The sequence below is a fragment of the Sutterella faecalis genome (assembly GCF_006337085.1).
GTDB classification, from domain to species: Bacteria; Pseudomonadota; Gammaproteobacteria; order Burkholderiales; family Burkholderiaceae_F; genus Sutterella; species Sutterella faecalis.
Genome location: NZ_CP040882.1, coordinates 1,550,195 through 1,574,729, shown reverse-complemented (window position 1 = coordinate 1,574,729; position 24,535 = coordinate 1,550,195). Strand labels below are relative to the sequence as shown.

Below are 24,535 nucleotides of genomic sequence, written 5' to 3'. Positions count from 1 at the left end.
ATTTTTTCCACAATGTCCAACGAAACCAACAAGCCCGAATCCTTCGCTGAGCTCTTTGAGCAGAGCCTTGCCAGCCAGGAAATGCGTCAGGGTGAAGTCATCACCGCTGAAGTCGTCCGCGTCGACTACAACTTCGTCGTCGTCAACGCCGGCCTGAAGAGCGAAGCCTACGTGCCTATCGATGAGTTCAAGGATGACCATGGCGAAGTGACCGTCAAGCCGGGCGACTTCGTCTCCGTCGCTATTGAGTCCGTCGAAAACGGCTACGGCGATACGATCCTCTCGCGTGACAAGGCCAAGCGCCTCGCCGCCTGGATGAACCTCGAGCAGGCGCTCGAATCCGGCGAACTCGTCACCGGTACGGTCACGGGCAAGGTCAAGGGCGGCCTCACCGTCATGACCAACGGCATCCGCGCCTTCCTCCCGGGTTCGCTCGTCGACACCCGTCCGGTCAAGGACACGACGCCGTACGAAGGCAAGACCTTCGAATTCAAGGTCATCAAGCTTGACCGCAAGCGCAACAACGTTGTCGTCTCCCGCCGCGCCGTCGTCGAAGCCAACATGGGCGAAGAACGCGCCAAGCTCCTCGAGACGCTCCAGGAAGGCGCCATCGTCAAGGGCATCGTCAAGAACATCACCGACTACGGTGCGTTCGTTGATCTCGGCGGCATCGACGGCCTCCTCCACATCACCGACCTCGCCTGGCGCCGCGTCCGCCATCCGAGCGAAGTCGTTCAGGTTGGTCAGGAAATCACCGCCAAGGTTCTCAAGTTCGACAAGGAAAAGAGCCGCGTCTCCCTCGGCCTCAAGCAGCTCGGCGAAGATCCGTGGATCGGCATCAGCCGCCGCTATCCGAAGGGCACCCGTCTCTTCGGCAAGGTCACGAACATCACCGACTACGGTGCGTTCGTTGAAGTCGAAGCCGGCATCGAAGGCCTCGTGCACGTCTCCGAAATGGATTGGACGAACAAGAACGTCGATCCGCGCAAGGTTGTTCAGCTCGGCGATGAAGTCGAAGTCATGGTTCTTGACATCGACGAAGACCGCCGCCGCATCAGCCTCGGCATGAAGCAGTGCAAGCCGAATCCCTGGGATGAGTTCGCTCAGTCCCACAAGAAGGGCGATCGCGTCAAGGGCCAGATCAAGTCGATCACGGACTTCGGCGTCTTCATCGGCCTTCCGGGCGGCATCGACGGCCTCGTTCACCTCTCCGACCTCTCCTGGAACGAGTCCGGTGAAGAAGCTGTCCGTCAGTACAAGAAGGGCGACGAAGTCGAAGCCATGGTTCTCGCCATCGACACCGATCGTGAACGCATCAGCCTCGGCATCAAGCAGCTCGGCGGCGATCCGTTCGGCACGTTCGCTTCCACGCACGAGAAGGGCGCTGTCGTCAAGGGCACCGTCAAGTCGGTTGACGCCAAGGGCGCCGTGATCGACCTCGGCAACGACGTCGAAGGCTACCTCCGCGCTTCCGAGATCTCCACGGATCGCGTTGAAGACGCCACGACCGTCCTCTCCGTCGGCCAGGAAGTTGAAGCTGCCGTGATCAGCCTTGATCGCAAGAACCGCAGCATCCAGCTCTCCATCAAGGCGAAGGACGCCGCTGAAGCCCGCGTTGCGCTCGACCGCGTCAACGCTGACGCCGGCTCCGCCACGGGCACGACGAACCTTGGCGCTCTGCTCAAGGCCAAGCTCGAGCAGAAGTAATCAGAGTCAGAGGAGGCAACCATGGGTAATTCCATGACCAAATCCGAACTTCTTGCTGAGCTCTACGGGCGTCTTCCGACGTTTCGCGAGCGCGACTGCATGGATTCCGCTGCCGTGATCATCAATACGATGGCCGACACGCTGGTAGAAGGCAGCCGCATTGAGATCCGCGGCTTCGGCTCCTTCGGACTGAAATATCGTCCGGAGCGCGTCGGCCGCAATCCCCAGGATGGTTCGGCAGTTGCTGTGCGCGCCCGCTACACCGTCTTCTTCAAGGCCGGCAAGGGTCTGAGGGAGCGCGTGGACGCGAGCCGCGAATCTGATGTCTGACCAAAGATGATTCTCTGGAGATCCTGATTCACTGAATGAGGATCTCTCAGAGAAATCATTCTGGAAGCCGCATTCCTTTTCGAGGGAGTGCGGCTTTTCTTATATGTGTCCCGGGGACGACGGATTGTGACGGCTGTTGCTTCTATCCGACAAAAATCACAATTAGGAGGTAATTGAAAAATCGAGAAAAATTCTCATTTACGAAAATCAACGCTCGAATAGATCTTCCGTTCTACCTATGATGAACTTCGGTTCAATCGGCGTTCCGGTCTTGTGCAAGGAGTCCGCTACGCCAGTGCTGCGAATGCCCTGAGGGCATTCGTTTCACGTCCGCCGAAGCATTTCGCCATCAGAGCACTATGCCGGCGGGCTTTTAAATGGGATTTCTGAAAATGAAAAAGACTCTTGCTGCGCTCGCCGTCCTCGGCGCGTTTGCCGGCTCCGCCATGGCTGCTGATGTGACGCTTTACGGCGCCATCGACCAGGGCCTCTCCTATACCTACAGCGATGTTAAGGGTTTCGATGGATCGAAAGTCGTTGATGGCGACAATAAGCTTGAAATGACCTCGGGCATTGATACGGCCAGCAAATTTGGCCTTATGGGCGTTGAAGACCTCGGTAATGGCTACAAGGTTGGCTTCAAGCTCGAAAATGGTGTCGATACTGACAGCGGCGAACTCGGCAACGATGGCCGTCTCTTCGGTCGTGAGGCTGCTCTGACGGTTTACGGTCCGTTCGGTGAACTTGCTTTCGGTCGCATGGGCGGCATCGCCTCGTCGGCTGGCACGTATGATCTGCTCAGCTACGTTGAGTCCTTTGATGGTGGCGACAACGCTGTCTGGGGTTTCACTGCCAGCGATCGTTACGACAACATGATCACCTATGCCACGCCGCGTGTTGCTGGTCTCCAGGGTATCGTTCAGTACTCCTTCAAGATGGATAACGTGAACGAGGACAAGACTCATGTTGAAGGCGAGTCCACGGCTGATCGTTATCTCTCCGCTGGCCTGACTGGTGAATATGGCCCTGCTCAGTTTGCTCTTGGCTATGAACTGACGAAGTATTCCACAACTTCTCGTGATGTGGATTATGAACGCGACGACCAGAATCTCGTCTTCGTCGGCGGCAATTACGATTTCGGAGTTGCGAAGCTTTTCGCTGAAGTTCAGTATTTCTCTGGCGCCCGTGGCGTCTTTGGCTCTGATGCGTTCACGATTGGTGGTGACGATACCGTTCTTGAAAAAGTCGACTCTGAAAAGGGCTACAAGGGTTATGGCCTCCACTTGGGCACGGTTGCCCCGGTTGGCGCCAACGGTGAGCTCTGCGTTGGTCTCTACTATGTCGATGCTACGCTTGAAGACGGCTTCATCGGCGACAGCGTCAAGAAGGATGGCGATGCTCAGTACTATGGCCTTGCTGCCCGTTACGGCTATCAGCTGAGCGAACGTACCAAGCTCTATGTCGGCGGCGGCTATGCTGAAGCTTCGTTCGACAAGTATCTGGAAACCCAGAAGAGCGACTACGAAGAAAAGACCGCCAACGTCTACGTCGGCCTCGCTCACACGTTCTAATCTCACTTCTCTGAGATTGATCTGATCCGAAGCCCGGTTTTCTGAGGTTAGGATCAAAAGAACGCCAACGGCGCATTTCCTAGAAAGGAGGTGCGCCGTTTTCATATGCTGCGTTTGAAAAATGTGCTTCACGCAGAGAAGAACGATTCTCAAAAAGTCCGGAAACTCCGGAGCGCAGTAAAATTTCTCTCTTTGACTTCGTGCGGCGATATCCGATGCCGTACGCTGATTTATTTCTGGGAAGCACCGCGCGATGGAATTCGACTACTGGTATCTGATCTTTGTTCCGGTTCTCTTCTTTGCCGGCTGGTGGTGCCGCGGCTGGGATCAGCGGCAGCGCGGCGAAGCCGCAAAAGTCCCGGAAGTCTGTTCCCGGGGTCTCGCGCTTCTGTTGGACGGAGCGCCGGATAAAGCCATTGACGCCTTCATTGAAGTCGTGCGCGTCGATCCGGAATTGACTGAGCTCGAGCGCGTGCTCGGCAACCTCCTCAGAAGCCGCGGCGAATTCGAACGAGCGGTGAGGCTTCACAGGCATCTCTACAATCGCGCGGATCTTCCGGATGAAGAGCGTGCGCTCGCTTTGAAGGAACTTGCCCGTGACTTCCTCTGCGCCGGGTTCTTTGATCGCGCTGAAGCGGCATACAGAAAGCTCGCAAGCGTCCCCTCGGAGCACCTCCATGCGCTTCGCGAACTCCTGAAGATCTACGTCACCGAACACGAATGGGCAGCGGCTACGGAAACGGCTCGTCTCCTTGAAACGCAGGCCGGTGAAAACCATGCCGAAGAGATCGCACACTTTTATTGCGAACGCATCGACCTTGCGTTGAAGCACAAGAACCTTGAGGAAGCTCGTCTTCTTGTGACGCCGCTTCTGCGCTACCAGGATGCCACGCCCCGCGTCGACATTACGGTCGCGAAGGTCGCCATGGCGGAGGGTTCAGCCTCGGAAGCCATCCGCTACTGGAAGGATGTGGTTGAGAAGCACCCTGACTATGCACCTCTCGTCATCGGTCACCTCGCAGACGCCCTTTCGGCGGAGGGCGACCAGGCAGGCGCCCTCGCGCTCCTCCTTGAGGTTACGGAAAAGTTGGGCACTGCCGACGTTATGGAGGCGACCCTCACCCGCATTGCCGCCTGGCAGGGCGTGTCGTCGGCCGAAAAGATTGCAAGGCGCTTCCTTGAAGAACACCCGAGCCTTTCGGCCTTCAACGCCATGATGCAGATGAAGCTGAAGGGGAATCCCGACGACGAGATGACGAAGATGATTGCGGGGCTGCTCGAACAGAACGCCCGCCGCTGGTCGCGCTACCAGTGCAGAAAGTGCGGGTTCCTCGCGTCGAGCTTCTCGTGGCATTGCCTGGGTTGCGGCGCCTGGGACAGCTTCTCGCCGCGGCGCATTGAAGACAAAAAGCGCGCGGTCTAAAAAATCGAAGAATCTCCCGCGCATTTGTTACAAAAGGGGAGAAAGCCGGTTAAGGGAATTTTTTCTCCTCATCCGTAAAATCACAACTAACGCATCCGCACGCCTGAATACTGGATGCCTGCGGCGCCGCAACCCCAAGAATGCTAAGAAGCGGCGCTCGTCATCTCTCACAAAAGCATTTGTGTCTCCAGAGGACGCTAAGGAAAGGAATAGAAAGCCATGTTCAAACGCATCGGCCTTTTAATACTCGCTAATCTCGCCATCTTCATCATGCTCTCCGTGATTCTCACGGTGATCCAGATGGTGTTCGGCATCAACTTCGGGACGATGAGCGGGAAATCGCTCAATCTCGGAACGCTCTTCGTCTTTGCAATGGTGGTGGGCTTCTCGGGCTCGATCATTTCGCTCCTGATGTCGAAGACGATGGCGAAGATGTCGATGGGTCTGCAGATGATCGACGTGAATAATCCTCAGACCCCGGTTGAACGCTATCTCGTCGACGTTGTCCGCAGCGAAGCCCAGAAGGCAGGCCTCCCGATGCCTGAAGTAGGGATTTACGACGGCGAACCCAATGCCTTTGCAACGGGCGCCTCGCGCTCGAGCTCGCTCGTCGCCGTGTCGACGGGGCTTCTCAACCTCATGAACCGCGAAGAGGTTGAAGCCGTGCTCGCGCACGAACTCTCGCACGTGAAGAACGGCGACATGGTCACGATGACGCTCCTTCAGGGCGTGATGAACACCTTCGTCGTCTTCCTTTCGCGCATCATCGGCTGGGTCGTCGACCGTCAGATTCTGCGCAATGAAGACGATGCGCCGGGCGTGGGCTACTACGTCACCTCGCTTGTGCTCGACATCTGCCTCGGCTTCCTCGCCTCGATGGTTGTCGCCGCTTTCAGCCGCTATCGCGAATTCCACGCGGACGCGGGGGCTGCGGACATCATGGGCTCCACCACGCCGATGATCAACGCTCTGCAGCGCCTGGGCGGCATTGCACCCAACGAGCTTCCTGGCAACGTCAAGGGCTTCGGCATTTCGGGCGGCATTGGTTCGCTCTTCGCGAGCCACCCCTCGATCGAAGACCGCGTGGCTGCCCTTCGCGAGCACCGCTATACGAACGCGCAGTAATCTTCATGCGCTCCTGACGCTTCAATGAGGCGGAAGGAAAACAAAAAGGCTTCCCATGGAATCCAAGTTTCCGGGGAAGCCTTTTTTTGCGTCTGGCGCTGTTACAGCGGTTGGGGAATGAGTGAGTAGTTAATAGCTCACCGTGCATTCGAGACCAGCTTCACGAAGCCGTGCGGCAATGCGATCGAGCTCTTCGTGAGAGGCCTTCTCAAGGCTCTTGTCCGGCGTTTCTCGGTCGATCGTATAGATGGTGACGAGCTTCGGGTGAATGGCCTTCACGGCGGCGAGCCAGGGTCCCACGAAGCGTTCGGACGTGTTGTCGACCGATTTCCCTTCCCAGGTACCCTTCATGAACATCGTCTGGATCATGCAGTCGCCCTTAAATGCCTTCATTTTTTCGACCAGGCGCTCAAGATCGTAGCGGCTCTGAGGGCGGTTGACGAACTCGATGTATTCGAGATTTACGGTGTCGAGCTTCAGAAGCGGATTGTCGACGCGCTGGAGCGCGGCAAAGACTTCGGGCTTGAGAATGTGAAAGGCGTTCGTGAGGACGCTGATTTTGGCTTTGGGCGCAAAGCGGTCGCGAAGCTGAATCACGTCGTCCACGATCTGTGCAAATTCCGGGTGTCCCGTGGGCTCCCCGTTCCCGGCAAAGGTAATCGCATCAGGCTTCTGGCCGGCTGCAGCCATTTCGGCAAGCTTAGCCTCAAGCTCGGAGCGCACCAGTGCGCGCGAGGGCATCTTCAGGTGAGGACGGTGGGAGCCGTTGAGACCGCATTCGCAGTAGATGCAGTCAAAGGAGCAGATCTTGCCGTCCGCGGGAAGAAGGTTGATGCCGAGCGAAATGCCGAGCCGCCGGGAATGAACGGGGCCGAAGATGGGACTGGGGAAAAGAATCGTGGACATAGGATGCCCTGAAATGTCAGGCAGCTTTGCTGTCAAAAAGAGATTCCCTGAACATAACACACGAGAGTCTTTCCGGCTCACGGCCGCTTCATCCTGAGACAAAAGAAAACGGATCTTTCCGGAAGAAGAAAGACCCGTTTACAAATGAATTCAGCTGTTTTTGCCGTGCCCCATCAGGAGAGGGGCTTGTGGGATTCCGCTCTCTGAATGGCGGCCTTCACCTCATCGGGGCTATGCGAATCATCCTTCGCGAACTGGCGTCCCACCCAGAGCGCCATGAGGGTCAGGCTGATGCCGGTGAGGAAGAGCCCGGTCGCCGTAGCGCCCCAGAATCCGAAAACTCCGTAAGGACCTCCCGCCCATTCGCCATGGAAGGCAAACTGGTAGCCCAGACCCAGCCCGACGCCCCAGAGCATGACGCCGTAGATGATCATCGGCGCCATCGTGACGCGGTAGCCGCGAAGGGCAAAAGCGGAAACCGACTGCATCGCGTCGAAGACGTAGTAGAAGCACCCGAAAAGAATGAGCGACATCGCGAGCTCATGCACCTCCACTTCACTCGTATAGAGCCAGAGAATGACGCTGCGGAAAAGAAAGAGCAGCACGGACATCACGACAGCAATCGTCACCATGAGCTTCAGCGTGCGCTTCAAGCACTCATAGGCAACGGAGGGCCAGCGGGCGCCAAGAGACTGCGCAATGAGGACCGAAGTGGCGATGCCGAGCGAGAGCGGCACCATGTAGCACATGGAGGTGAGGTTCGCGACGATCTGGTGCGCGGACATGATGTCCGGCCCCAGGCGGGATACGAAGATCGCCATCAGGGTGAAGCTCGAAACCTCAAAGAAGGTGCAGAGTCCCATCGGGACGCCGATCTTGAGGAGGTTCCAGAGGCGCTTCCATTCGGGGCGGACGAAGCCCGGCGCGTGCATCTTCTTATAAAAATTGTCCTTGTTCCAGATCACCCAGTAGGCGATGAGGGAGAGATAAGTGAGGATGAAGAAAGAGATGCCGGCGCCGCCGCCCCCGAGAGCGGGGAGGCCAAAGAGCCCGTACATGAAGACCGCGTTGAGGGGCGCCTTGAGGGCGAGCATGGCAAGCGACACCCACATTGTGACGCGCGGGCGCGAGACGGCGGCATTGACCGCAATGAAGGTGCGCGCCGCCATGGAGCCCGGGAGCGCCAGCGCCGTCCAGAACATGTACTGGGTGGCCATCCGGGCGACTTCACCCTTGGCGCCGCCGAGCTCCATCCAGAAGTCGGTTGCCATCAGAATGGGGACGCCCACGAGGGAGAAGCCGAGTACGAGCCACATGGCCTGACCGAGGTCGATGCCGATTTCGGTCATCTTGCGGGCGCCGTAATGGTGGCCGGCGACGGGCGAAAGCCCCTGAAGGATGCCGACAAGTCCCATGAGAACGGAGATCGTCGCCGCAATGCCGAGTGCAATGGCGGCCAGATGTTCTGCGCCCAGCTGTCCGCCCATGATCGTGTCGATCGTGCCGCTGCCGATAATGGCAACGTTGGCAACAAAGATCGGTCCGGCGAGACGAAGGAGCGCTTTGAACGAAATGTCGGGAGGAAGAAGATTCTGCGGCATGACGCTTTTTGAAAAGGGAAATTAGCGGTTGCGTCCGGGGACGAGGGTAAAGGCTTCATCCGTATGGGGTCGTGATATCCCAGGCGTGAGCGCTTCGGCAGGTGCATCGTTGCCGCGATAGCGAACGAGCCTTAAGCGGGCGCCATCGCCCGCCGGTACAAAGCGGATGCCGCTATGGAGCGTGAAGACCGTTCGGATGCCCGGAGAGAGCATGTCGCCCTCGATCAGGGGCGAATTTTCGCCCGTGAGGCGTTTCGCTTCAGAGAGAACCTCCTGTGCGGGCGCCTTATAGGAGCGGGCAATGTCGATTGCCGGGTGCCAGAGTCCGAGGAAGGTGATGGCCGTAGCGGTCATGCCGGCAGCGGAGAGCCAGGGGCCGCGCCAGACGACGATCGGACGGTGCGTGAGGCGCCATGCGACGAAAACAACCCAGACGACGCAGGCGGCAAAGCCCGTGAGCGCCCCCCAGCCGAAGGCCGGTTCAAAGCCGGGAGAGAGCATCGCGATCGAATGCGCCATCTTGGGCGGGAAGCCGAGCATAGACGCGAACCAATAGAGCCAGAGCGCAATGAGCGTAACCGAGAAGACTGAGATGGCAAACCAGTCAAGGAGGTTTTCTCTCGACTGACGGAGCGTAATAAGCCCGAAAGCCGCGAGCGTCATGAGGCCCGGCACGGAAATCAGAAGGAGTAGTTCAGCCGCGCCTTCTTCGGTAAAGAGCCCGGCACCGGCTGCAGTAAGAACGAGTGCGGCAGGAATCAGAATCTGCGAGCGGTCGAGCTGCCGGCGCCAGCTGTAGAGCGCCCAGAGTGCAAGAGGCCAGGCCGGGCAGAGGAACCAGACGCTCGTGCGCAGGAGCCAGAGCACGGTGTGCGAAGAGGCGAGGTCGAAGAATTCCGCCTGATGGTTCGCCCATTTTTCAAACCAGACCGCGGCGGTCTCCGGGTATAGCGCAAATGCAGCGCCGGCCCAGAGCACGACGGGGAGCGCAGTTCCTGCAAGCGCAGAGAGAATGCGCCGGTCGCGGCTTCCCGGAAAAGTGCGGGCAAAGGCATGAACGATGATGGTCGCGCAGAGAAGCCACAACCCCGCCGTCACGGCGGAAGTAATGGCGGCAAAGCCGCAGGCGAGACCGGAAAGGAAGGCGCCGGCGAAGGGGTGCTTCAGCGTCCTTGCAATGCCGAAGAAGTTGAGCGCAGCAAAGGAAAGAAGCGCTGTTCCGGCAATGGGTTCATGCTGGCGCGCAACGATGCCGAAAGTCGCCACAAAAAGAAGTACGGCGCAGTCCGCTACCGCGCGGCCGTAGTGCCTTGGTTCGGCCTGACCGCCGAATGCGAAGGCGACGGGCTGCGCTTCATTGCGACGAGCCAGCTGGTAGGCGCCGTACCAGAGAGAGGCTGTCGTGAGCGCAAACCAGAAGAGGCTCGCAAGCCGATAGGCGCCGACTTCGCCCGCGAGGCCCGAAAAGAGTGAAGCAAAAACGGCCGCAACCCAGCCGCTCACAGGGCCTGCAGATACCGGCATCCCGGAAACTTCTGGGAGAAGCCAGGCGATCAGCCCCTCCGAAACCATCGACCGGGAGATGCCGAACGTTTCCGCATCACGCAGCGTCCAGAGATCCTGAGACCAGAGGCCTGAAAGAATGAAGGCGCCGAGAAGCAGAAAGAGCGCAAAGCGCGGCAGTCTGCGGGCGGCCTCCTGCGAGAGGAAGGCGGGAGTAGGACGCTGAGTGAGCATGCGGAAAATTCCTTTCTCAAAAGGCCCGGGATGGAAGAAGCGGGTTTTCTTCTCAAGGCCTTTGAAGGCGGACGTGCGGCCGGGAAGCCGAACGGAAGCTGGCTGCAGGCTTTTGGTAACGCAAAGAAAAGGAGAGCCCAACAATGTGGATCTCTCCTTTTCTCTGCGTCCGCAGAGGCTTTCCGAAAAAAGTCCTTCTGCGGATCTGCCCTGCGGGAAGCGCCGTGGCGGAGCTTTTCTGAAGGCGGCTCCTGCCAGGGGTCGTCAGCCGGATTACTTGGCGGACTTGGCGGCTTCGGCAGCGGTGTTGAGCGCCTGCTTCTTGGCGGCGAACTTCGCGCGGAACTTCTCGACGCGGCCCGCTTCGACGATGCGGGTCTGGGCGCCCGTGTAGAACGGGTGCGAGGCGGACGACGTATCGAGCTTGAAGAGCGGGTAGGTCACGCCGTCGATCACCGTGGTTTCACGCGTCTGAACGGACGACGGGATGATGAACGTCTTGTTGATCGAGAGGTCGATGAAAGCGACGGGACGGTACTCGGGATGAATATTCGGCTTCATTTGAAGAAATTTTCCTAGTTTTTTGTTGTCGGTCGCCCTGGCGGCCTTGCGCGTCCGCCTCCAATCCTGGGGAGGTCTTACAACGGGCATGCCGGCCCACGTGCCAACTGGGAAGACCGGCAATTATCCCTAAAGCGCCTGAAGAGTGCAAGCGAAGAAGTGCAGGATTCTTTCTAAGAATGAAAGGGATGTCTTCTTAAGGTCCGGGCGCCTGGATTTCCTTAAGGCCGAAAAAAAGGGCGCAAACTAGAATGGAACATCATTTCAATCGTTTTCGCAGCGCTTTCCCGTCAGGATGATCAACGATCACGGCTTCCCGGAGGAAAACGCTCCTCTTGCTCACTTCTTTTACAGTTCTCCAAAGCATCATGTCCCAGTTTGACCGCTGCGTCATCGCCACCCGCGAAAGTCCCCTTGCCATGTGGCAGGCTCTTCATGTTCAGGCGCTTCTGCGCGACCGCTATCCGGGCGCATCGGTGGAGCTTCTCGGCATGACGACCCGCGGCGACCAGATTCTTGACCGCACGCTCTCCAAGGTGGGCGGCAAGGGCCTCTTCGTGAAGGAGCTTGAGGTTGCCATGCAGAATGGCGAAGCCGACCTTGCGGTGCATTCGTTGAAGGATGTGCCGATGGAGCTTCCCGAAGGCTTTGAGCTCGTTGCCGTCTCTGAACGCGAGGATCCGAGAGACGCCTTCGTCTCCCCTAAATACGCTTCGCTCGACGAAATGCCTGAGGGCGCGCGCGTCGGTACGGCGAGCCTGCGTCGTGAACTGATGCTGCGCATGCGCTATCCGCACCTCAAGGTGCTCCCGGTGCGCGGCAACGTGGGAACGCGCCTTCGCAAGCTCGACGAAGGCGAATACGACGCGCTCGTGATGGCGAGCGCCGGTTTGAAGCGCCTCGGGCTCGCCGAGCGCATCCGCGAGATCATCCCGGCAGAGGTGAGCCTTCCCTCGCCCGGTCAGGGCGCGCTCGGGCTTGAAATCCGTGCCGGCGACAAGAAGATGGAGGAAGCTCTCGCTTTCATCAACAGCCCTGAAACGCGCGCCTGCTGCTTTGCCGAACGCGCTGTGTCGCGCGCGCTCGGCGGCTCCTGCCAGGTGCCGCTCGCCGCTTACGCCATCGTTGAAAATGGCGAGCTCTGGCTGCGCGCCCTTGTCGGCAACCATCACATCGGCGAAGCGGTCTTTTCCGAAGCCCGCGGTCCTCTTTCTGATCCGGAAGCGCTCGCCGCCAAGGTCGTTGCCGACCTTCGCCGTCAGGGCGCCGAAGAATATCTCAAGGCCTGCCTCCAATGATCCTTTCGAATGCGCATGATGCGGCCCAGAGCCGTCCCGTCATCCTGATGCGGCCGGGCGAAGCCAACAATCGCCTTGCCGAACAGCTGGAAGCCCTGTCGGCCAATGTCTGGCGCTGGCCGGCTTTCCGGATTGAACTCCCGCAGGAAACCGATCTCATCACGGAGCGGCTTTCGAACCTTGACGACGTTGAGATGGTGGTCCTCCCGAGTCCGGCAGCCGTGACGGCGGTTGCGCACTGGGTGCGGGAGTGGCCCGAGCACATCACGCTCGCCACGGTGGGTGAGGGAACCGCCCGCGTCATTCGCGCCGCCTGGGGCGACAAGGTGAAGCTCATCTATCCAGAGGGCGATGCGGAGCATTCAGGTTCCGAAGCGCTCTGGCCCATTGTGCAGGCGCACGGTGCGCCCTCGCGCGTGCTCTTCCTTCGCGGCCAGACGGGGCGCGAGTGGCTCTCCGAGCAATTCAGAAGCATCGGGAGCGACGTTGTCGTGCTCTGCGCTTATGTGCGCATGCCGCTCGAGCTTGATGCGCAGGAATTCCGCCGTCTGCAGCTTGCGGTGGCGGGTCCTTCGCCCGTGGTCTACATCACGAGCACCGATGCGGTCGATGTCCTCATGCATGCCGTGCGTCCTGTCGCCGGTGCGCGCGACTGGGTCACGTCGGGCGTGGCGGTGGCGATTCATCCGAGAATTGAAAAGCGCCTGAGAGAGGCGGGCTTCTCTCAGATCGAACTCACCTCGACCGATGATGAAACCGTGAAGACTCACATCCTCAAGCACCTCGCGCATTGAGTGCTCCGCTTCGAGCTTCAGCGCCAAAACGCCGCTTTCCCGGAAGATCGGAATGAAAGCGGCGTTTTTGTTTGGGGGCCTCTGGGAACGAGGCAGAAGCTTCGCCCGAGGCTCCCCAGGCTTACTTCTTCATGGCGTCGAAGAATTCGGCGTTGGTCTTCGTGGCCTTCAGCTTGTCGAGGAGGAACTCCATCGCCTCGAGTTCGTCCATGTCGTAGAGGAACTTTCTCAGGACCCAGACCTTCTGGAGAACGTCGGGCTTCAAGAGCAGCTCTTCGCGGCGCGTACCCGAACGGTTGAGGTTGATGGCCGGGTAGACGCGCTTTTCAGCCATGCGGCGCTCAAGGTGGATTTCGTTGTTGCCCGTTCCCTTGAATTCCTCGTAGATCACGTCGTCCATGCGCGAACCCGTATCAATGAGGGCCGTGCCGATGATCGTGAGGGAGCCGCCTTCCTCGATCTTGCGTGCGGCGCCGAAGATGCGCTTCGGACGTTCGAGGGCATTGGCGTCGACGCCGCCCGTGAGAACCTTGCCTGAGGACGGGATCACCTGGTTGTAGGCGCGCGCAAGTCGCGTGATGGAGTCGAGAAGCACCACGACGTCGCGCTTCGATTCCGCAAGGCGCTTCGCCTTTTCGATCACCATTTCCGCGACCTGAACGTGGCGCACGGCCGGTTCGTCGAACGTGGCGGCAACGACTTCGCCGCGGATCGTGCGCTGCATTTCCGTCACTTCCTCAGGGCGTTCGTTGACGAGAAGCACCATGAGGACGACGTCGGGGTAGTTGGCGGCAATCGCGTGGGCGATGTGCTGCAGGAGCACCGTTTTGCCCGACTTCGGCGGCGCGACGATCAGAGAGCGCTGGCCCTTGCCGATGGGAGCGATCATGTCGATGATGCGGCCCGTGAGATTCTCGTCGCCCCGCATGTCGCGCTCGAGAATGAGGGGCTCATTCGGGAAGATCGGCGTCAGGTTCTCAAAGAGCATGCGGTGCTTGAGCGCTTCGGGCGGAAGATCATTCACCGTTTCGACGCGCACGAGCGCAAAGTAGCGTTCGCCTTCCTTCGGAATGCGGACTTCGCCTTCAATCGAGTCGCCCGTATGGAGGTTGAAGCGGCGGATCTGCGAGGGAGAGATGTAGATGTCGTCCGCGCTCGCGAGATAGCTCGTGTCGGGGCAGCGCAGGAACCCGTACCCGTCGGGGAGGATTTCGAGCGTGCCGTCGCCGTATATGGTTTCGCCGAGCTTTGCCTTCTTCTTCAGAATGGCGTACATCAGCTCCTGCTTGCGCATGCGCTGGGCATTGTCGACTTCGAGGGCGGCAGCCATGTCAAGAAGCTGCGTAACGTGAAGCGCTTTGAGGTCGGAAAGATGCATGGATTGGTGGTTGCTCCGCCGCTTCTGAATTCATGCGCGCATTGAGCGGAGCAGAAAAAAAACTCCGGCAAAGCGCAGGATTCGGAAAGCCTGGACGGATGAGTATTGGGGTAATGGGAATATCGATTCGAAGCGCCGAAGATTATTTTTGCTTCCCCGGGCATGCCGGGAACTTTGCGGCGTGAATGCTTCCCCACGAGAGAATCCGGGGGAAGGAGGTTCGCTGAGGGCGCCGACATCAGAGGCGCCCTCTCGCAAACCGTGCAGGGAATCGAATCTTAGAGATTCTTTTCGATGAAGGCGTCGAGCGTCGCCTGGTCGCAGGCACCGGTGCGCTGGTCGATGACTTCGCCGTTTTTGAAGGCGATGATGGTCGGGATGCCGCGAACGCCGTACTCGGTGGCTTTGCCGGAAGACTGGTCGCAGTCGTACTTGGCGATGACGGCGCGGCCGTCGAAGGTCTGGGCGGCCTGTTCAAGGCGCGGAGCGAGCATGCGGCAGGGACCGCACCAGGTGGCCCAGAAGTCGACGAAAACAGTGGTGTCGCTGTTGACGGTCTTATCGAAGTCGGCGTCGGTGATGTGAAGAATTTCGCTCATGGATGTCTCCAGGAAAGAAAATAAATTTGCTTTTCTTCCGTCTCAATCAACGAGATCTTTCTTCTTCAAAAGGAAGAAAGAGAAGGGAAGAAAATCGAGTGAATGACTTTTTGCCTCTAGAGCCGCAGTTTCGGGGGAATCAGGAAAGATTCCCTTTCCGGGAAGGCTCTTTCAAAGCAGAGAAGAGAGAGGCCATTCAAAGCCGGCTGCAGAAAATATCAGCGTCTGGAGAGGGAGAACTCTCGGCGGAAAACGCCTTCGGAATAGCGCCGGCTGGCCCATTGATGTGATGCCGGCAATACTAGCACCTCGGGAAGGAGCGTCCGTGCAGGGAGAACGTTTTCATGGGCCTTCAGAAGTAATTTTTTGCAAATCTCGCGCTTCTTCCCTATACTCGCGGCTTGGCGGGTCCCCTCGCATGCGCGCCCCGGAAACCTGGTCAGGTCGGGAACGAAGCAGCCATACTGGTGTGCGTGCAGTGCCGAGGATAAGGCTCGCCATTTTCGTATCTGGAAAATCCGCTTGAGCGCCCTCGCGGTCCCCGGAGGCCCATTCGCTAGAATGTGCGCCTGAGAAGCAAAAAGAATGAGCCTCATCCCATGAGCAGCTACCAGGTACTTGCGCGCAAGTGGCGCCCCCATGACTTTGAGTCGATCGTCGGCCAGGACCACGTGGTCACGGCGCTGACGCGCGCCCTCACCGAAGGGCGTCTGCATCACGCCTACCTCTTTACCGGCACCCGCGGCGTCGGCAAAACCACGATTTCGCGCATTTTCGCCAAGGCGCTCAACTGCCGCGGCGCCGACGGCAAGGGCGGCGTCACCGCGCACCCCTGCGGCGTCTGCGAGGCCTGCCGCGCGATCGATGAAGGACGCTTTGTTGACTATATCGAGATGGATGCGGCCTCAAACCGCTCCGTCGAGGATATGACGCAGCTCCTTGAGCGCGCCATGTATGCGCCGACCGAAGGCCGCTACAAGGTCTACATGATCGACGAAGTGCACATGCTCTCCAATACGGCCTTCAACGCGATGCTGAAGACCCTTGAGGAGCCGCCCGAGTATGTGAAGTTCATTCTTGCGACGACGGACCCTCAGAAGGTTCCGGTGACGGTGCTCTCGCGCTGCCTCCAGTTCAGCCTGCGCAACATGACCCCAGCGGGGATTGTTGAGCATCTCGAATACATCCTGAAGGAAGAAGGCATTCAGTCGGAGCGCCCGGGGCTACGCATCATCGCCGAGGGCGCGCGGGGCTCCATGCGGGACGCACTCTCGCTGCTCGACCAGGCGATCGCCTTTTCGGGCGGCTCCGTCACGGCGGAGTCCGTGAGATCGATGCTCGGCATGACGTCGGAAAATGCGCTCGCGGGCATTCTTAAAGCGCTGGCGGCGGGAGACGCCCCGAAGATGATGGGCTACGCCGACGAGATGCAGCGCGAAAGCGTTTCCTTCGGCGAGGCGCTTCGCGGACTCGCCGGAATGCTCCATAAAATTGCGCTCCTGCAGCGCGTGCCGAGCGCGGTTGCCTCCGACGACCCGGGCTACGCCGAAATGGCGGAGATTGCGGGTCTCCTCACGCCCGAGGAAATTCAGCTCTGCTACCAGATTGCGCTTCACGGCAGAAACGATCTTGCGCTTGCGCCCGACGAATATGCGGGCTTCACGATGACGCTTCTGCGCATGCTGGCCTTCCGGCCCGCCGGTTCGCGGATGAAGCCCGCAGCGAGGGACGGCGGCGCTAAAGCCTCCATGATTCCGCAAGGCGCTTCTCAGGCGCCTCAGATCACTCAGACTCCTCAGCGCGCGCCGGCGCCGGCTCCCGCTGCGCCCGCGCCGGGGTCGGCCCCCTTGCCTCAGCCTGTTCCCGAACCGACGCCGCCCCCGAAATCCGCCGCGGGTCCGGTTCCGGAGAACCTCCCTCCATGGATGGAGGGGCCGGAGAGCGCACGGGGAGAGCCCGGCGCCAGCTGAGCGGCTCCCCGGGAGGCAGCCTTCTGCCTCTCTCAGCTGGCGGGACATCATCGAGGGAGCGGGTCTTACAGGGCCCTTGAAGTCGCTTGCTTCGCAGTCGCAGGTTATTTCGCTCACGGACGCTCGCGTACAATTGCGCCTCGGCGTGCAGTCTCTTCTCACCGAGCAGAATAAGAAGCTCCTTGAGGAGAGAATCAGCGTGTGGCTCGGCCGTGCCTTCCGGGTGGAATTCCTCGCCGGAACGGTGGAGGCCGGCTCAACCGTGGCAGATGCCGAGCGCCGGAAAAAGGAAGCCGAGCGAAGGGAGCTGATTGAAAAATTCAAGAGCGATCCGGTCGTCAAGGAAATCGTCCGGCTCTTCAACGGCAAAATTGATGAAGATTCCATCCGGCCGCTCACGCCGGAGGAGATGGCGGAAAAGAACTGAAGCGCAGGAACGCTGCAGAACTTTCCCGACTCCAACTTTTCTACTCTCGGAGAAAACACAATGCGCAACATGGGTGGCATGGGCGGAATGGGCGGTCTGATGGCCCAGGCCCAGAAGATGCAGCAGAAGCTCGCCAAGGTTCAGGAAGAACTGAAGGCGATGGAATTCACGGGCGAAGCCGCGAGCGGCGCCGTGAAGGCCACCATTACGGGCGGGCATGAGTGCCGCAGAATTGAGATCGATCCCAAGGTGGTCGATCCCGAAGACATCGAAATGCTCGAGGACCTGATTGTTCTCGCCATCAACAATGCCGAAGCCGTCTGCCGCGAAAAGAGCGAGGCGGCCATGCGCCAGGCTGTGCCGCTTCCTCCCGGCATGAAGCTCCCCTTCTGATCGGGGAGAATTGATTCAGGATGAAAGTAAAAGCCCCGCCGGATTCCAAAAGCTTCTGCGGGGCTTTACTTTTTTCTTTTGTTTTTCCTCTCCCGGAGTTCCCATGACGCTTTTCCCTCAGGATTTTGCTGACGCCATTCTTTTTGATGATTGTCCGCACGAAGATCTCACGACCGTCGGACTCGGCATCGGAAGCGTTCCGGGGCGCATCACTGCCGCATTCAAAACCCCCGGCATTGTGGCGGGCGCCGAGATTGCGGCAGCGGTACTTTCGCGCGCAGGGGCTTCCGTGTGCCTGCGCGCCCGGGATGGAGACATGCTTCAGGCGGGCGAGGCGATTCTTTCGGCCGAGGGGCCGGCAGAGAGCCTTCATGCGGGCTACAAAATGGCTCAGTGCGTGATGGAATACGCCTCAGGAATCGCGTCGCGCACGCGCGCAATGGTGGATGCCGCCCGCGCCGTGAATCCGAAGATCCAGGTTGCAGGCACGAGAAAGCACTGGCCCGGCGGAAAGCGCATTGCGCTCGCCGGTCTCCTCGCAGGGGGAGGAATCGTTCATCGCTTCGGACTTTCGGATTCAATTCTCGTCTTTGATCAGCACCGCGTCTTCTGCGGCGACTTTGAAGCCGCGTTTAAAACGCTTCAGGCGAGAAGCCCGGAAAGAAAAGTCGCCGTTGAGGCAGGGAGTCCGCAGGAAGCAATGCATTTTGTGAGGCTCGGCGCCGACATTATTCAGTGCGAACGCTTTTCGCCCGAAGACTTTGCTTCCTTTGCCGACGCCGCGCGTGCGGAATCCCCGCGCGTGGTTCTCTCAGCGGCCGGAGGCGTCAACGCAGGGAACGCCGCGCTCTATGCCGAAGCGGGGGCGGATATTCTCGTAACGAGCGCTCCCTACTGGGGCGCTCCGCAGGATGTGAAGATGCGCTTTGAGCGGCTCTGATCCACCTTGATCCCGAAGGAATAAAAGGATGGCGATCGAAACCTCTCCCGCGATCTCCGCGCTCATCAAGGCGCTCGAGGAACTTCCCGGGTACGGCCCGAGGAGCGCGCAGCGCGCGGCTTTCTTTCTTCTTGCGCCGGAGCGCAGGGAAAAGCTCGAGGCCCTCAAAAAGGCGCTTGAAGGCACGGCGGCCATACGCCGCTGCCGGCTCTGCCGCACCTGGTGCGAGGCGGAGCTTTGCCCCGTCTGCGCGGACGAAAAACGCGACCGCTCGCTCATCTGCGTGGTCGAGAGCGTGCAGGATCAGATGGCGCTTGATGCGTCGCTTTCCTGGCCCGGGCTCTATTTCGTGCTCTCCGGACGCCTTTCGCCCCTGGACAACGCCGGACCTGCGGAGATCGGACTCCCGCAGCTCCTCGAGCGCATTGAGCTCGGTCTCTGCGAGGACGGTCTGCGCGAGGTGGTGGTGGCAACCTCCTATACGCCCGAAGGCGACGCGACAGCGTACTATCTGATGGGCGCCGTGAAGAAGCGCTGGCCGGACCTGAGAATCACCAGGCTCTCCCGGGGACTTCCTTCCGGGCTGGAGATCGAATACACCGATCTCGCCTCGATCGCGGGCGCCGTGGAGGACAGGCGCCGGCTTTGAATTTCTTTCCGGACCCTCCTAGGTCTGCAACTCTTTTGATAGGTTATCTGCATGAGTTCCGTGCACGTGAAGGCTGCGCTTACGGAAGCGCGCGAAGCGCTCGACAATCTGCTTGCCGATGAGGCAATGCTTGCGGAAATCGACCGCGCCGGGGAAATCATGGCCGAGGCGATCCGCTCGGGCCGCCGGATTTATTCCTGCGGCAACGGCGGGAGCCTCTGCGACGCCATGCATTTTGCCGAGGAGATGACGGGGCGCTACCGCAAAAACCGTCGTCCCTATGCGGCAACGGCCATTGCAGATGCCTCGCATCTGGCGTGCGTGGCGAACGACTTCGGCTACGAAGAAGTTTTCTCGCGCTACGTCGAAGGCGTGGGGCAGCCGGGCGACGTGCTTCTCGGAATCACCACATCGGGCACCAGCCGCAATGTGATCCGAGCTGCAGAGGCCGCACGCGCGAAGGGCATGAAGGTGATTTCGCTCACCGGAAAGCCCGGGAACCCGATGGCTGCGCTTTCCGACGTGGCGATCGTCACGCCGGGCGGACGCTACGCGGATCGCGTGCAGGAGCTCCACATCAAGTGCATCCACATCTTTATTGAGCTTGTGGAACGCCGGCTCGATCCTGAAAACTACAGGGACGAATGAGGTCCTGCTGCGGCAGGCGCCTCTGGAGAAACATCCTCCACTCGAGCCGGATGAGGCTCCATTTGCTAAAATCCCCCCTCGAACGAATTCAATTCCAAGGGCGGTGCTTCTTTGCGGTGCCGCCCTTCACTTTTGTCTGCACGAAGCGTCTCTTTCCATTACGCCTTCTTCGCGAGGACGCAGAGCTCCGGTGCAGCTCCCGAAAAGCTTTTTTGAACCTGGAAGAACCATGCTCAACCGTATCCCCATCACCGCCAAGGGCGCTGAAAAGCTCAAGGCCGAACTCGAATATCTGAAGAAGACCGCACGTCCGAATGTCGTTGCCGCCATTGCCGAAGCTCGCGAAAAGGGAGACCTTTCGGAAAATGCGGAATACGATGCCGCCCGCGAGGAGCAGGGGCATATCGAGGGCCGCATTGCCGAACTCGAGGGCAAGATCCCTGCGCTTCAGGTGATCGATCCGAAGACCGTTGCAAGCGACCGCATCGTTTTCGGCGCCACAGTGACCCTCTACAACGAAGATGACGATTCGAGCGTTACCTACCAGATCGTGGGCGACGACGAAGCCGACATCAAGCAGAACCTCATTTCCGTTTCCTCCCCGATCGCCCGCGCGCTGATCGGCAAGAGCGAAGGCGACACGGTGAAGTTCATGGCGCCGAAGGGCCAGGTAACCTTCGAGGTCGAAGAGGTCGAGTACAAGTGATGCATGGCGCTTCCCGGCGGGCTTCGGCCTGAAGCGCTCCGGGAAAAGCGCCTCGCGAACAAAAAACGGGAGATTCCTTTCAAAGGGAATCTCCCGTTTCGGCCTCAGGTCCCCAAAGGACTCTGGGGTCAGGACTTCAGTCCCGGGGCATTAATTCGAAAGCGCAGCCTTCTTCGTTGTGCGCTTCGTCTTCGGGCGAGCGCGGCGGCGGGGCTGAGGTTCGGCCTTCTTCTTCTTTTCGCCGGGCTTCTTCGAAGCAACCTTCTTCGCCTTCGGCGCCGGAGCGTCCTCTCCGCGGGCAGCGGCGGCCGCGCGCGCGATCCATTCCTCGGCCGTGGGCGCATCCTCTTCATCTTCGGCAGGACGCCAGAGGATGAGGAGCTTGCCGATCATCTGCACGCGGGCGGCGCCGAGTTCATCGGCGACCTTCGCAAAGATCGCCTCGCGTTCCTCGCGGTCGTCGGTCGGAACTTTGACCTTGATGAGTTCGTGGGCTTTAAGCGCACGGTCGATTTCCTTCATGACGGCTTCGGTAAGGCCGTTGGCGCCGAGAAGAACGACGGGATCAAGGTGATGCGCCTGCGAGCGCAGCGTGAGGCGCGCGTCGCGCGAAAGGGTAATTTCACTCATAAAATTTCAGCACAAATGCCGGATGCCGCGAAGTCAGGCAGCATCCGAAAAAAGAAAACTTCTGTGGGAGGGCAAGAATGCCCGTTTCGAACAAAAAACTCAGATCCAACCGCGCATGGATCGAACGGCACATCAATGATCCGTACGTGAAGCGCTCCAAAGCGGAAGGCTATCGCGCGCGCTCCGTTTATAAGCTTCTCGAGCTCAATGAAAAGGAGCATCTCCTCAAGCCGGGCCTCACGGTCGTCGACCTCGGGTCGGCTCCGGGAAGCTGGACGCAGGTGGTGCGCGAAAAGCTCATCGACAAGAACGGTCAGGTCCGCGGGCGCATCATCGCCATGGACATCCTGCCGATGGATCCCATTGAGGATGTCTATTTTCTGCAGGGCGATTTCCGCGAACAGTCGGTGGCCGATCAGCTAGCCGCGATTCTAAACGGAGACAAGGTCGACGTGGTCCTTTCCGACATGGCGCCGAATCTTTCTGGCATTGCCGCAGCGGATGCAGCGAGGTCGCTTCTTTTGAATGAACTCGCGCTTGAATTCTGCGTGGACCATCTTGCACCCCACGGCGTCTTCGTAACGAAGGCCTTCCAGGGTTCGGGCTATTCGCAGTACGTTGAAGCGCTCAAGAAGGTCTTCAGGAAGGTCGCCGCCAAGAAGCCGGCAGCTTCGCGGGACACTTCAGCCGAGGTTTATCTCGTGTCGCGGGAATTGAAGAATCCCGGGCTTTCGCAATAACTGCTTTCCTTTTCGAGGGCTCCTCTTCCCCGAAAATCGGGGAAATCACGGGTAGAGAAATAGCCCCGCGGCTACAATTGCTGAGCCTTTCTGCTCCTTCGGACGGCAATGCTCCATGCGTTGCCTCAAAAGTCCGGCAGGAGCCCATGGAAACAAAGATAAGAAACAAGCGCAATTTTTTCTGAGAGCGGGCGGGCTTCCTTTGCGGAGGCGCGCGCCGGACCTCAGCCGAAGGGACATCTCCGTTCCTTCGCATTCAATTGCGACCGGAGTTCAAAGTTGGACAACAAGTCTTTTGCCCGCATTGCCGTATGGATTCTCGTCGCGGTGGTGCTCTTTACGGTCTTCCGCCAGTTCGAGACGAATTCGACGCAGTCGCTCGACACGACGAGCTACACCCAGTTCATGGATGATGCCAAGGCCGGCAAGATCCGCCGTGTGGACATTCAGGGCCGCCGCATCATCGTTACGCCGCAGCAGGGCGCTGAGTACACGCTCACGAGCCCGGGCGACCTCTGGATGGTCGACGATCTGAGAAAGTCGGGCGTGCAGGTCTACGGCAAGGCCGAAGAGGAACCCTCGTTCCTCACGACCATTTTCGTCTCCTGGTTCCCGATGCTCCTTCTGATCGGCGTCTGGATTTTCTTCATGCGCCGCATGCAGGGCGGAGCCGGGGGCGGCGGCGCCTTCAGCTTCGGCAAGTCCAAGGCGCGCATGATCACCGAACAGGAAAACCACGTCCGATTCCGCGACGTGGCAGGCTGCGACGAAGCGAAGGAAGACGTTCAGGAAATCGTCGACTTCCTCAAGGACCCGGAGAAGTATCAGCGCCTGGGCGGCCGCATTCCGCGCGGCGTCCTGCTCGTGGGTTCTCCCGGTACCGGCAAGACGCTCCTCGCGAAGGCCATCGCCGGCGAAGCGGGCGTGCCCTTCTTCACGATTTCGGGTTCCGACTTCGTTGAGATGTTCGTGGGCGTGGGCGCTGCGCGCGTTCGCGACATGTTCGAAACGGCAAAGAAGAACGCGCCCTGCATCATCTTCATCGACGAAATCGATGCGGTCGGCCGCCAGCGCGGCGCAGGCCTGGGCGGCGGCAACGACGAACGCGAGCAGACCCTCAATCAGATGCTCGTTGAAATGGACGGCTTTGACACGGGTGCGAACGTCATTGTGATTGCGGCAACCAATCGTCCTGACGTGCTCGATCCGGCGCTTCTGCGCCCGGGGCGCTTCGACCGTCAGGTTGTGGTTCCGATGCCTGACATCCGCGGCCGCGAGCAGATTCTCAACGTGCACATGAAGAAGATCCCGGTCGGCAAGGATGTCGATGTTGCGGTCATCGCACGCGGCACGCCGGGCTTCTCCGGCGCGGATCTCGGCAACCTCGTCAACGAGGCGGCGCTTTTTGCCGCCCGCAGGAACGGGCTCGTCGTTTCCATGCAGGACTTCGAGAACGCCAAGGACAAGATCATGATGGGCGCGGAACGCCGCGCCATGGTGATGACCGAGGACGAAAAGCGGAACACGGCTTATCACGAATCGGGTCACGCTGTGGTTGCAAGGCTCCTGCCTGAATCCGATCCGGTGCACAAGGTGACGATCGTTCCGCGCGGACGCGCGCTCGGCCTCACCATGCAGCTCCCTGAGCAGGACCGCTACGCCTACAACCGTCAGTACCTTCTCACGCGCATTGCGATTCTTTTCGGCGGCCGCATCGCCGAGGAAATCTTCATGCATCAGATGACGACGGGCGCTTCGAACGACTTTGAGCGCGCCACGCAGCTCGCGCGCGACATGGTGACGCGCTACGGCATGAGCGAGCGCATGGGCCCGATGGTCTATGCGGAAAACGAGGGCGAAGTGTTCCTCGGCCGCTCGGTGACGAAGACGACGCATGTCTCTGAACGCACCATGCAGGCCGTTGACGAAGAGGTCCGCCGCATCATCGACGAGCAGTATGCCGTTGCCCGTCGTCTCATTGAAGAAAACCGCGACAAGATGGAAGTCATGGCGCAGGCGCTTCTGCAGTGGGAAACGATCAATAAGGAGCAGATCGACGAGATCATGGAAGGAAAGCTTCCGACGCCGCCGAAGGATTCTTCGGGCGTGGAGCTTCCTCCCTTCAAGACGGATTCCAAGGAAGAAGCAGCTCGTGCGCCTGAAGCAAATGGAGCTTCCGATGCGAAGGCTGCTCCTGAAGCCCCCGGGACGGAGGCGCCGCAATCCGACGCTTCCGGGAAGACGGACGAAGCTTCAAGGCCCGAAGAAGCCGGGAAGGACGATTCCGGCAAGGCCGGCTGATTTCCTTGAGCGCATGAAGCCTTGAGCAAGACCGCATCTGAACCGAAATCATTTCGGGGCGGACGCGGTCTTTTTCATTTCTATTCTTTTTCAGGCGAACG

23 protein-coding genes and 1 other RNA gene are annotated in these 24,535 nt (G+C 59.7%); 17 read left to right on the top strand and 7 right to left on the bottom strand.

From position 1 onward, the window contains the following. The first annotated feature begins 12 nt into the window (after positions 1–12). From rpsA to htpX, 5 genes are all read left to right on the top strand, one after another. Positions 13–1,707, top strand: a complete 1,695-nt coding sequence (rpsA, locus tag FG381_RS06395; protein WP_139689151.1) for a 30S ribosomal protein S1 — start codon at positions 13–15, stop codon at positions 1,705–1,707. A 21-nt stretch (positions 1,708–1,728) separates the two neighbouring features. Next, positions 1,729–2,037 carry an HU family DNA-binding protein gene (locus FG381_RS06390; RefSeq protein ID WP_139688042.1) on the top strand — a complete coding sequence of 103 codons (309 nt, stop codon included), beginning with the start codon at positions 1,729–1,731 and terminating at the stop codon, positions 2,035–2,037. A 392-nt stretch (positions 2,038–2,429) separates the two neighbouring features. After that, complete coding sequence (locus tag FG381_RS06385) at positions 2,430–3,608, top strand: porin (RefSeq protein WP_139688041.1); 1,179 nt, start codon at positions 2,430–2,432, stop codon at positions 3,606–3,608. A 253-nt stretch (positions 3,609–3,861) separates the two neighbouring features. Further along, positions 3,862–5,031, top strand: coding sequence for a lipopolysaccharide assembly protein LapB (locus tag FG381_RS06380; protein WP_139688040.1), 1,170 nt, complete (start codon positions 3,862–3,864; stop codon positions 5,029–5,031). A 219-nt stretch (positions 5,032–5,250) separates the two neighbouring features. After that, positions 5,251–6,156: a protease HtpX gene (gene htpX, locus FG381_RS06375; RefSeq protein ID WP_139688039.1), complete on the top strand. Its 906-nt coding sequence runs from the start codon at positions 5,251–5,253 to the stop codon at positions 6,154–6,156. A gap of 129 nt (positions 6,157–6,285) precedes the next feature. Here the strand turns inward: htpX and FG381_RS06370 are convergent, their stop codons facing one another. The 4 genes from FG381_RS06370 to FG381_RS06355 form a co-directional block, all read right to left on the bottom strand. Beyond that, on the bottom strand, positions 6,286–7,062 hold the full coding sequence (locus FG381_RS06370; RefSeq protein WP_139688038.1) for a radical SAM protein: 777 nt from the start codon (positions 7,060–7,062) through the stop codon (positions 6,286–6,288). Between the two features lie 173 nt (positions 7,063–7,235). Continuing rightward, complete coding sequence (locus FG381_RS06365) at positions 7,236–8,663, bottom strand: MATE family efflux transporter (protein WP_139688037.1); 1,428 nt, start codon at positions 8,661–8,663, stop codon at positions 7,236–7,238. Between the two features lie 21 nt (positions 8,664–8,684). Next, positions 8,685–10,400, bottom strand: coding sequence for an ArnT family glycosyltransferase (locus FG381_RS06360; protein WP_139688036.1), 1,716 nt, complete (start codon positions 10,398–10,400; stop codon positions 8,685–8,687). Positions 10,401–10,673: 273 nt separating this feature from the next. Continuing rightward, a complete protein-coding gene (locus FG381_RS06355) occupies positions 10,674–10,961 on the bottom strand; it encodes a type B 50S ribosomal protein L31 (protein ID WP_139688035.1) in 288 nt (95 codons plus the stop codon). A gap of 368 nt (positions 10,962–11,329) precedes the next feature. On the opposite strand from FG381_RS06355, the gene hemC reads away from it, so the two are divergent. Continuing rightward, positions 11,330–12,259: a hydroxymethylbilane synthase gene (gene hemC, locus FG381_RS06350; protein ID WP_139688034.1), complete on the top strand. Its 930-nt coding sequence runs from the start codon at positions 11,330–11,332 to the stop codon at positions 12,257–12,259. Next, positions 12,256–13,053 (top strand): uroporphyrinogen-III synthase, encoded by a 798-nt coding sequence (locus FG381_RS06345; protein WP_139688033.1) that lies wholly within the window; start codon positions 12,256–12,258, stop codon positions 13,051–13,053. The genes hemC and FG381_RS06345 overlap by 4 nt, the downstream gene beginning before the upstream one ends. A 121-nt stretch (positions 13,054–13,174) precedes the next feature. On the opposite strand, the gene rho is transcribed toward FG381_RS06345, so the two are convergent. Beyond that, positions 13,175–14,431, bottom strand: coding sequence for a transcription termination factor Rho (gene rho / locus FG381_RS06340; RefSeq protein ID WP_139688032.1), 1,257 nt, complete (start codon positions 14,429–14,431; stop codon positions 13,175–13,177). 278 nt (positions 14,432–14,709) lie between these two features. Beyond that, a complete protein-coding gene (gene trxA / locus FG381_RS06335) occupies positions 14,710–15,030 on the bottom strand; it encodes a thioredoxin (RefSeq protein WP_139688031.1) in 321 nt (106 codons plus the stop codon). Positions 15,031–15,433: 403 nt separating this feature from the next. Between trxA and ffs the strand changes: the two genes are divergently transcribed. From ffs to greA, 8 genes are all read left to right on the top strand, one after another. Continuing rightward, positions 15,434–15,532, top strand: an RNA gene (gene ffs / locus FG381_RS06330) — signal recognition particle sRNA small type. A gap of 97 nt (positions 15,533–15,629) precedes the next feature. After that, positions 15,630–17,000 carry a DNA polymerase III subunit gamma/tau gene (dnaX, locus tag FG381_RS06325; RefSeq protein WP_139688030.1) on the top strand — a complete coding sequence of 457 codons (1,371 nt, stop codon included), beginning with the start codon at positions 15,630–15,632 and terminating at the stop codon, positions 16,998–17,000. A 46-nt stretch (positions 17,001–17,046) separates the two neighbouring features. Next, on the top strand, positions 17,047–17,427 hold the full coding sequence (locus FG381_RS06320; protein WP_139688029.1) for a DNA polymerase III subunit gamma/tau C-terminal domain-containing protein: 381 nt from the start codon (positions 17,047–17,049) through the stop codon (positions 17,425–17,427). Between the two features lie 60 nt (positions 17,428–17,487). Further along, positions 17,488–17,820: a YbaB/EbfC family nucleoid-associated protein gene (locus tag FG381_RS06315; protein WP_226960341.1), complete on the top strand. Its 333-nt coding sequence runs from the start codon at positions 17,488–17,490 to the stop codon at positions 17,818–17,820. Positions 17,821–17,923: 103 nt separating this feature from the next. After that, positions 17,924–18,760 carry a ModD protein gene (gene modD, locus FG381_RS06310; protein WP_139688028.1) on the top strand — a complete coding sequence of 279 codons (837 nt, stop codon included), beginning with the start codon at positions 17,924–17,926 and terminating at the stop codon, positions 18,758–18,760. A 28-nt stretch (positions 18,761–18,788) separates the two neighbouring features. After that, positions 18,789–19,409 carry a recombination mediator RecR gene (recR, locus tag FG381_RS06305; RefSeq protein ID WP_139688027.1) on the top strand — a complete coding sequence of 207 codons (621 nt, stop codon included), beginning with the start codon at positions 18,789–18,791 and terminating at the stop codon, positions 19,407–19,409. 51 nt (positions 19,410–19,460) lie between these two features. Then, the gene (gene gmhA, locus FG381_RS06300) at positions 19,461–20,057 is read left to right on the top strand and encodes a D-sedoheptulose 7-phosphate isomerase (RefSeq protein ID WP_139688026.1); all 597 of its coding nucleotides are present in this window, start codon (positions 19,461–19,463) and stop codon (positions 20,055–20,057) included. A gap of 229 nt (positions 20,058–20,286) precedes the next feature. Then, positions 20,287–20,763, top strand: a complete 477-nt coding sequence (gene greA, locus FG381_RS06295) for a transcription elongation factor GreA (protein ID WP_139688025.1) — start codon at positions 20,287–20,289, stop codon at positions 20,761–20,763. Between the two features lie 150 nt (positions 20,764–20,913). Here the strand turns inward: greA and yhbY are convergent, their stop codons facing one another. Continuing rightward, a complete protein-coding gene (gene yhbY / locus FG381_RS06290; RefSeq protein WP_139688024.1) occupies positions 20,914–21,393 on the bottom strand; it encodes a ribosome assembly RNA-binding protein YhbY in 480 nt (159 codons plus the stop codon). A 77-nt stretch (positions 21,394–21,470) separates the two neighbouring features. Here yhbY and FG381_RS06285 point away from each other — a divergent pair, with 77 nt between their 5' ends. Together FG381_RS06285 and ftsH are read left to right on the top strand one after the other, a co-directional pair. Continuing rightward, positions 21,471–22,133, top strand: a complete 663-nt coding sequence (locus tag FG381_RS06285; protein WP_139688023.1) for an RlmE family RNA methyltransferase — start codon at positions 21,471–21,473, stop codon at positions 22,131–22,133. Positions 22,134–22,412: 279 nt separating this feature from the next. After that, positions 22,413–24,434 carry an ATP-dependent zinc metalloprotease FtsH gene (gene ftsH / locus FG381_RS06280; protein ID WP_139688022.1) on the top strand — a complete coding sequence of 674 codons (2,022 nt, stop codon included), beginning with the start codon at positions 22,413–22,415 and terminating at the stop codon, positions 24,432–24,434. Positions 24,435–24,535 lie beyond the last annotated feature (101 nt).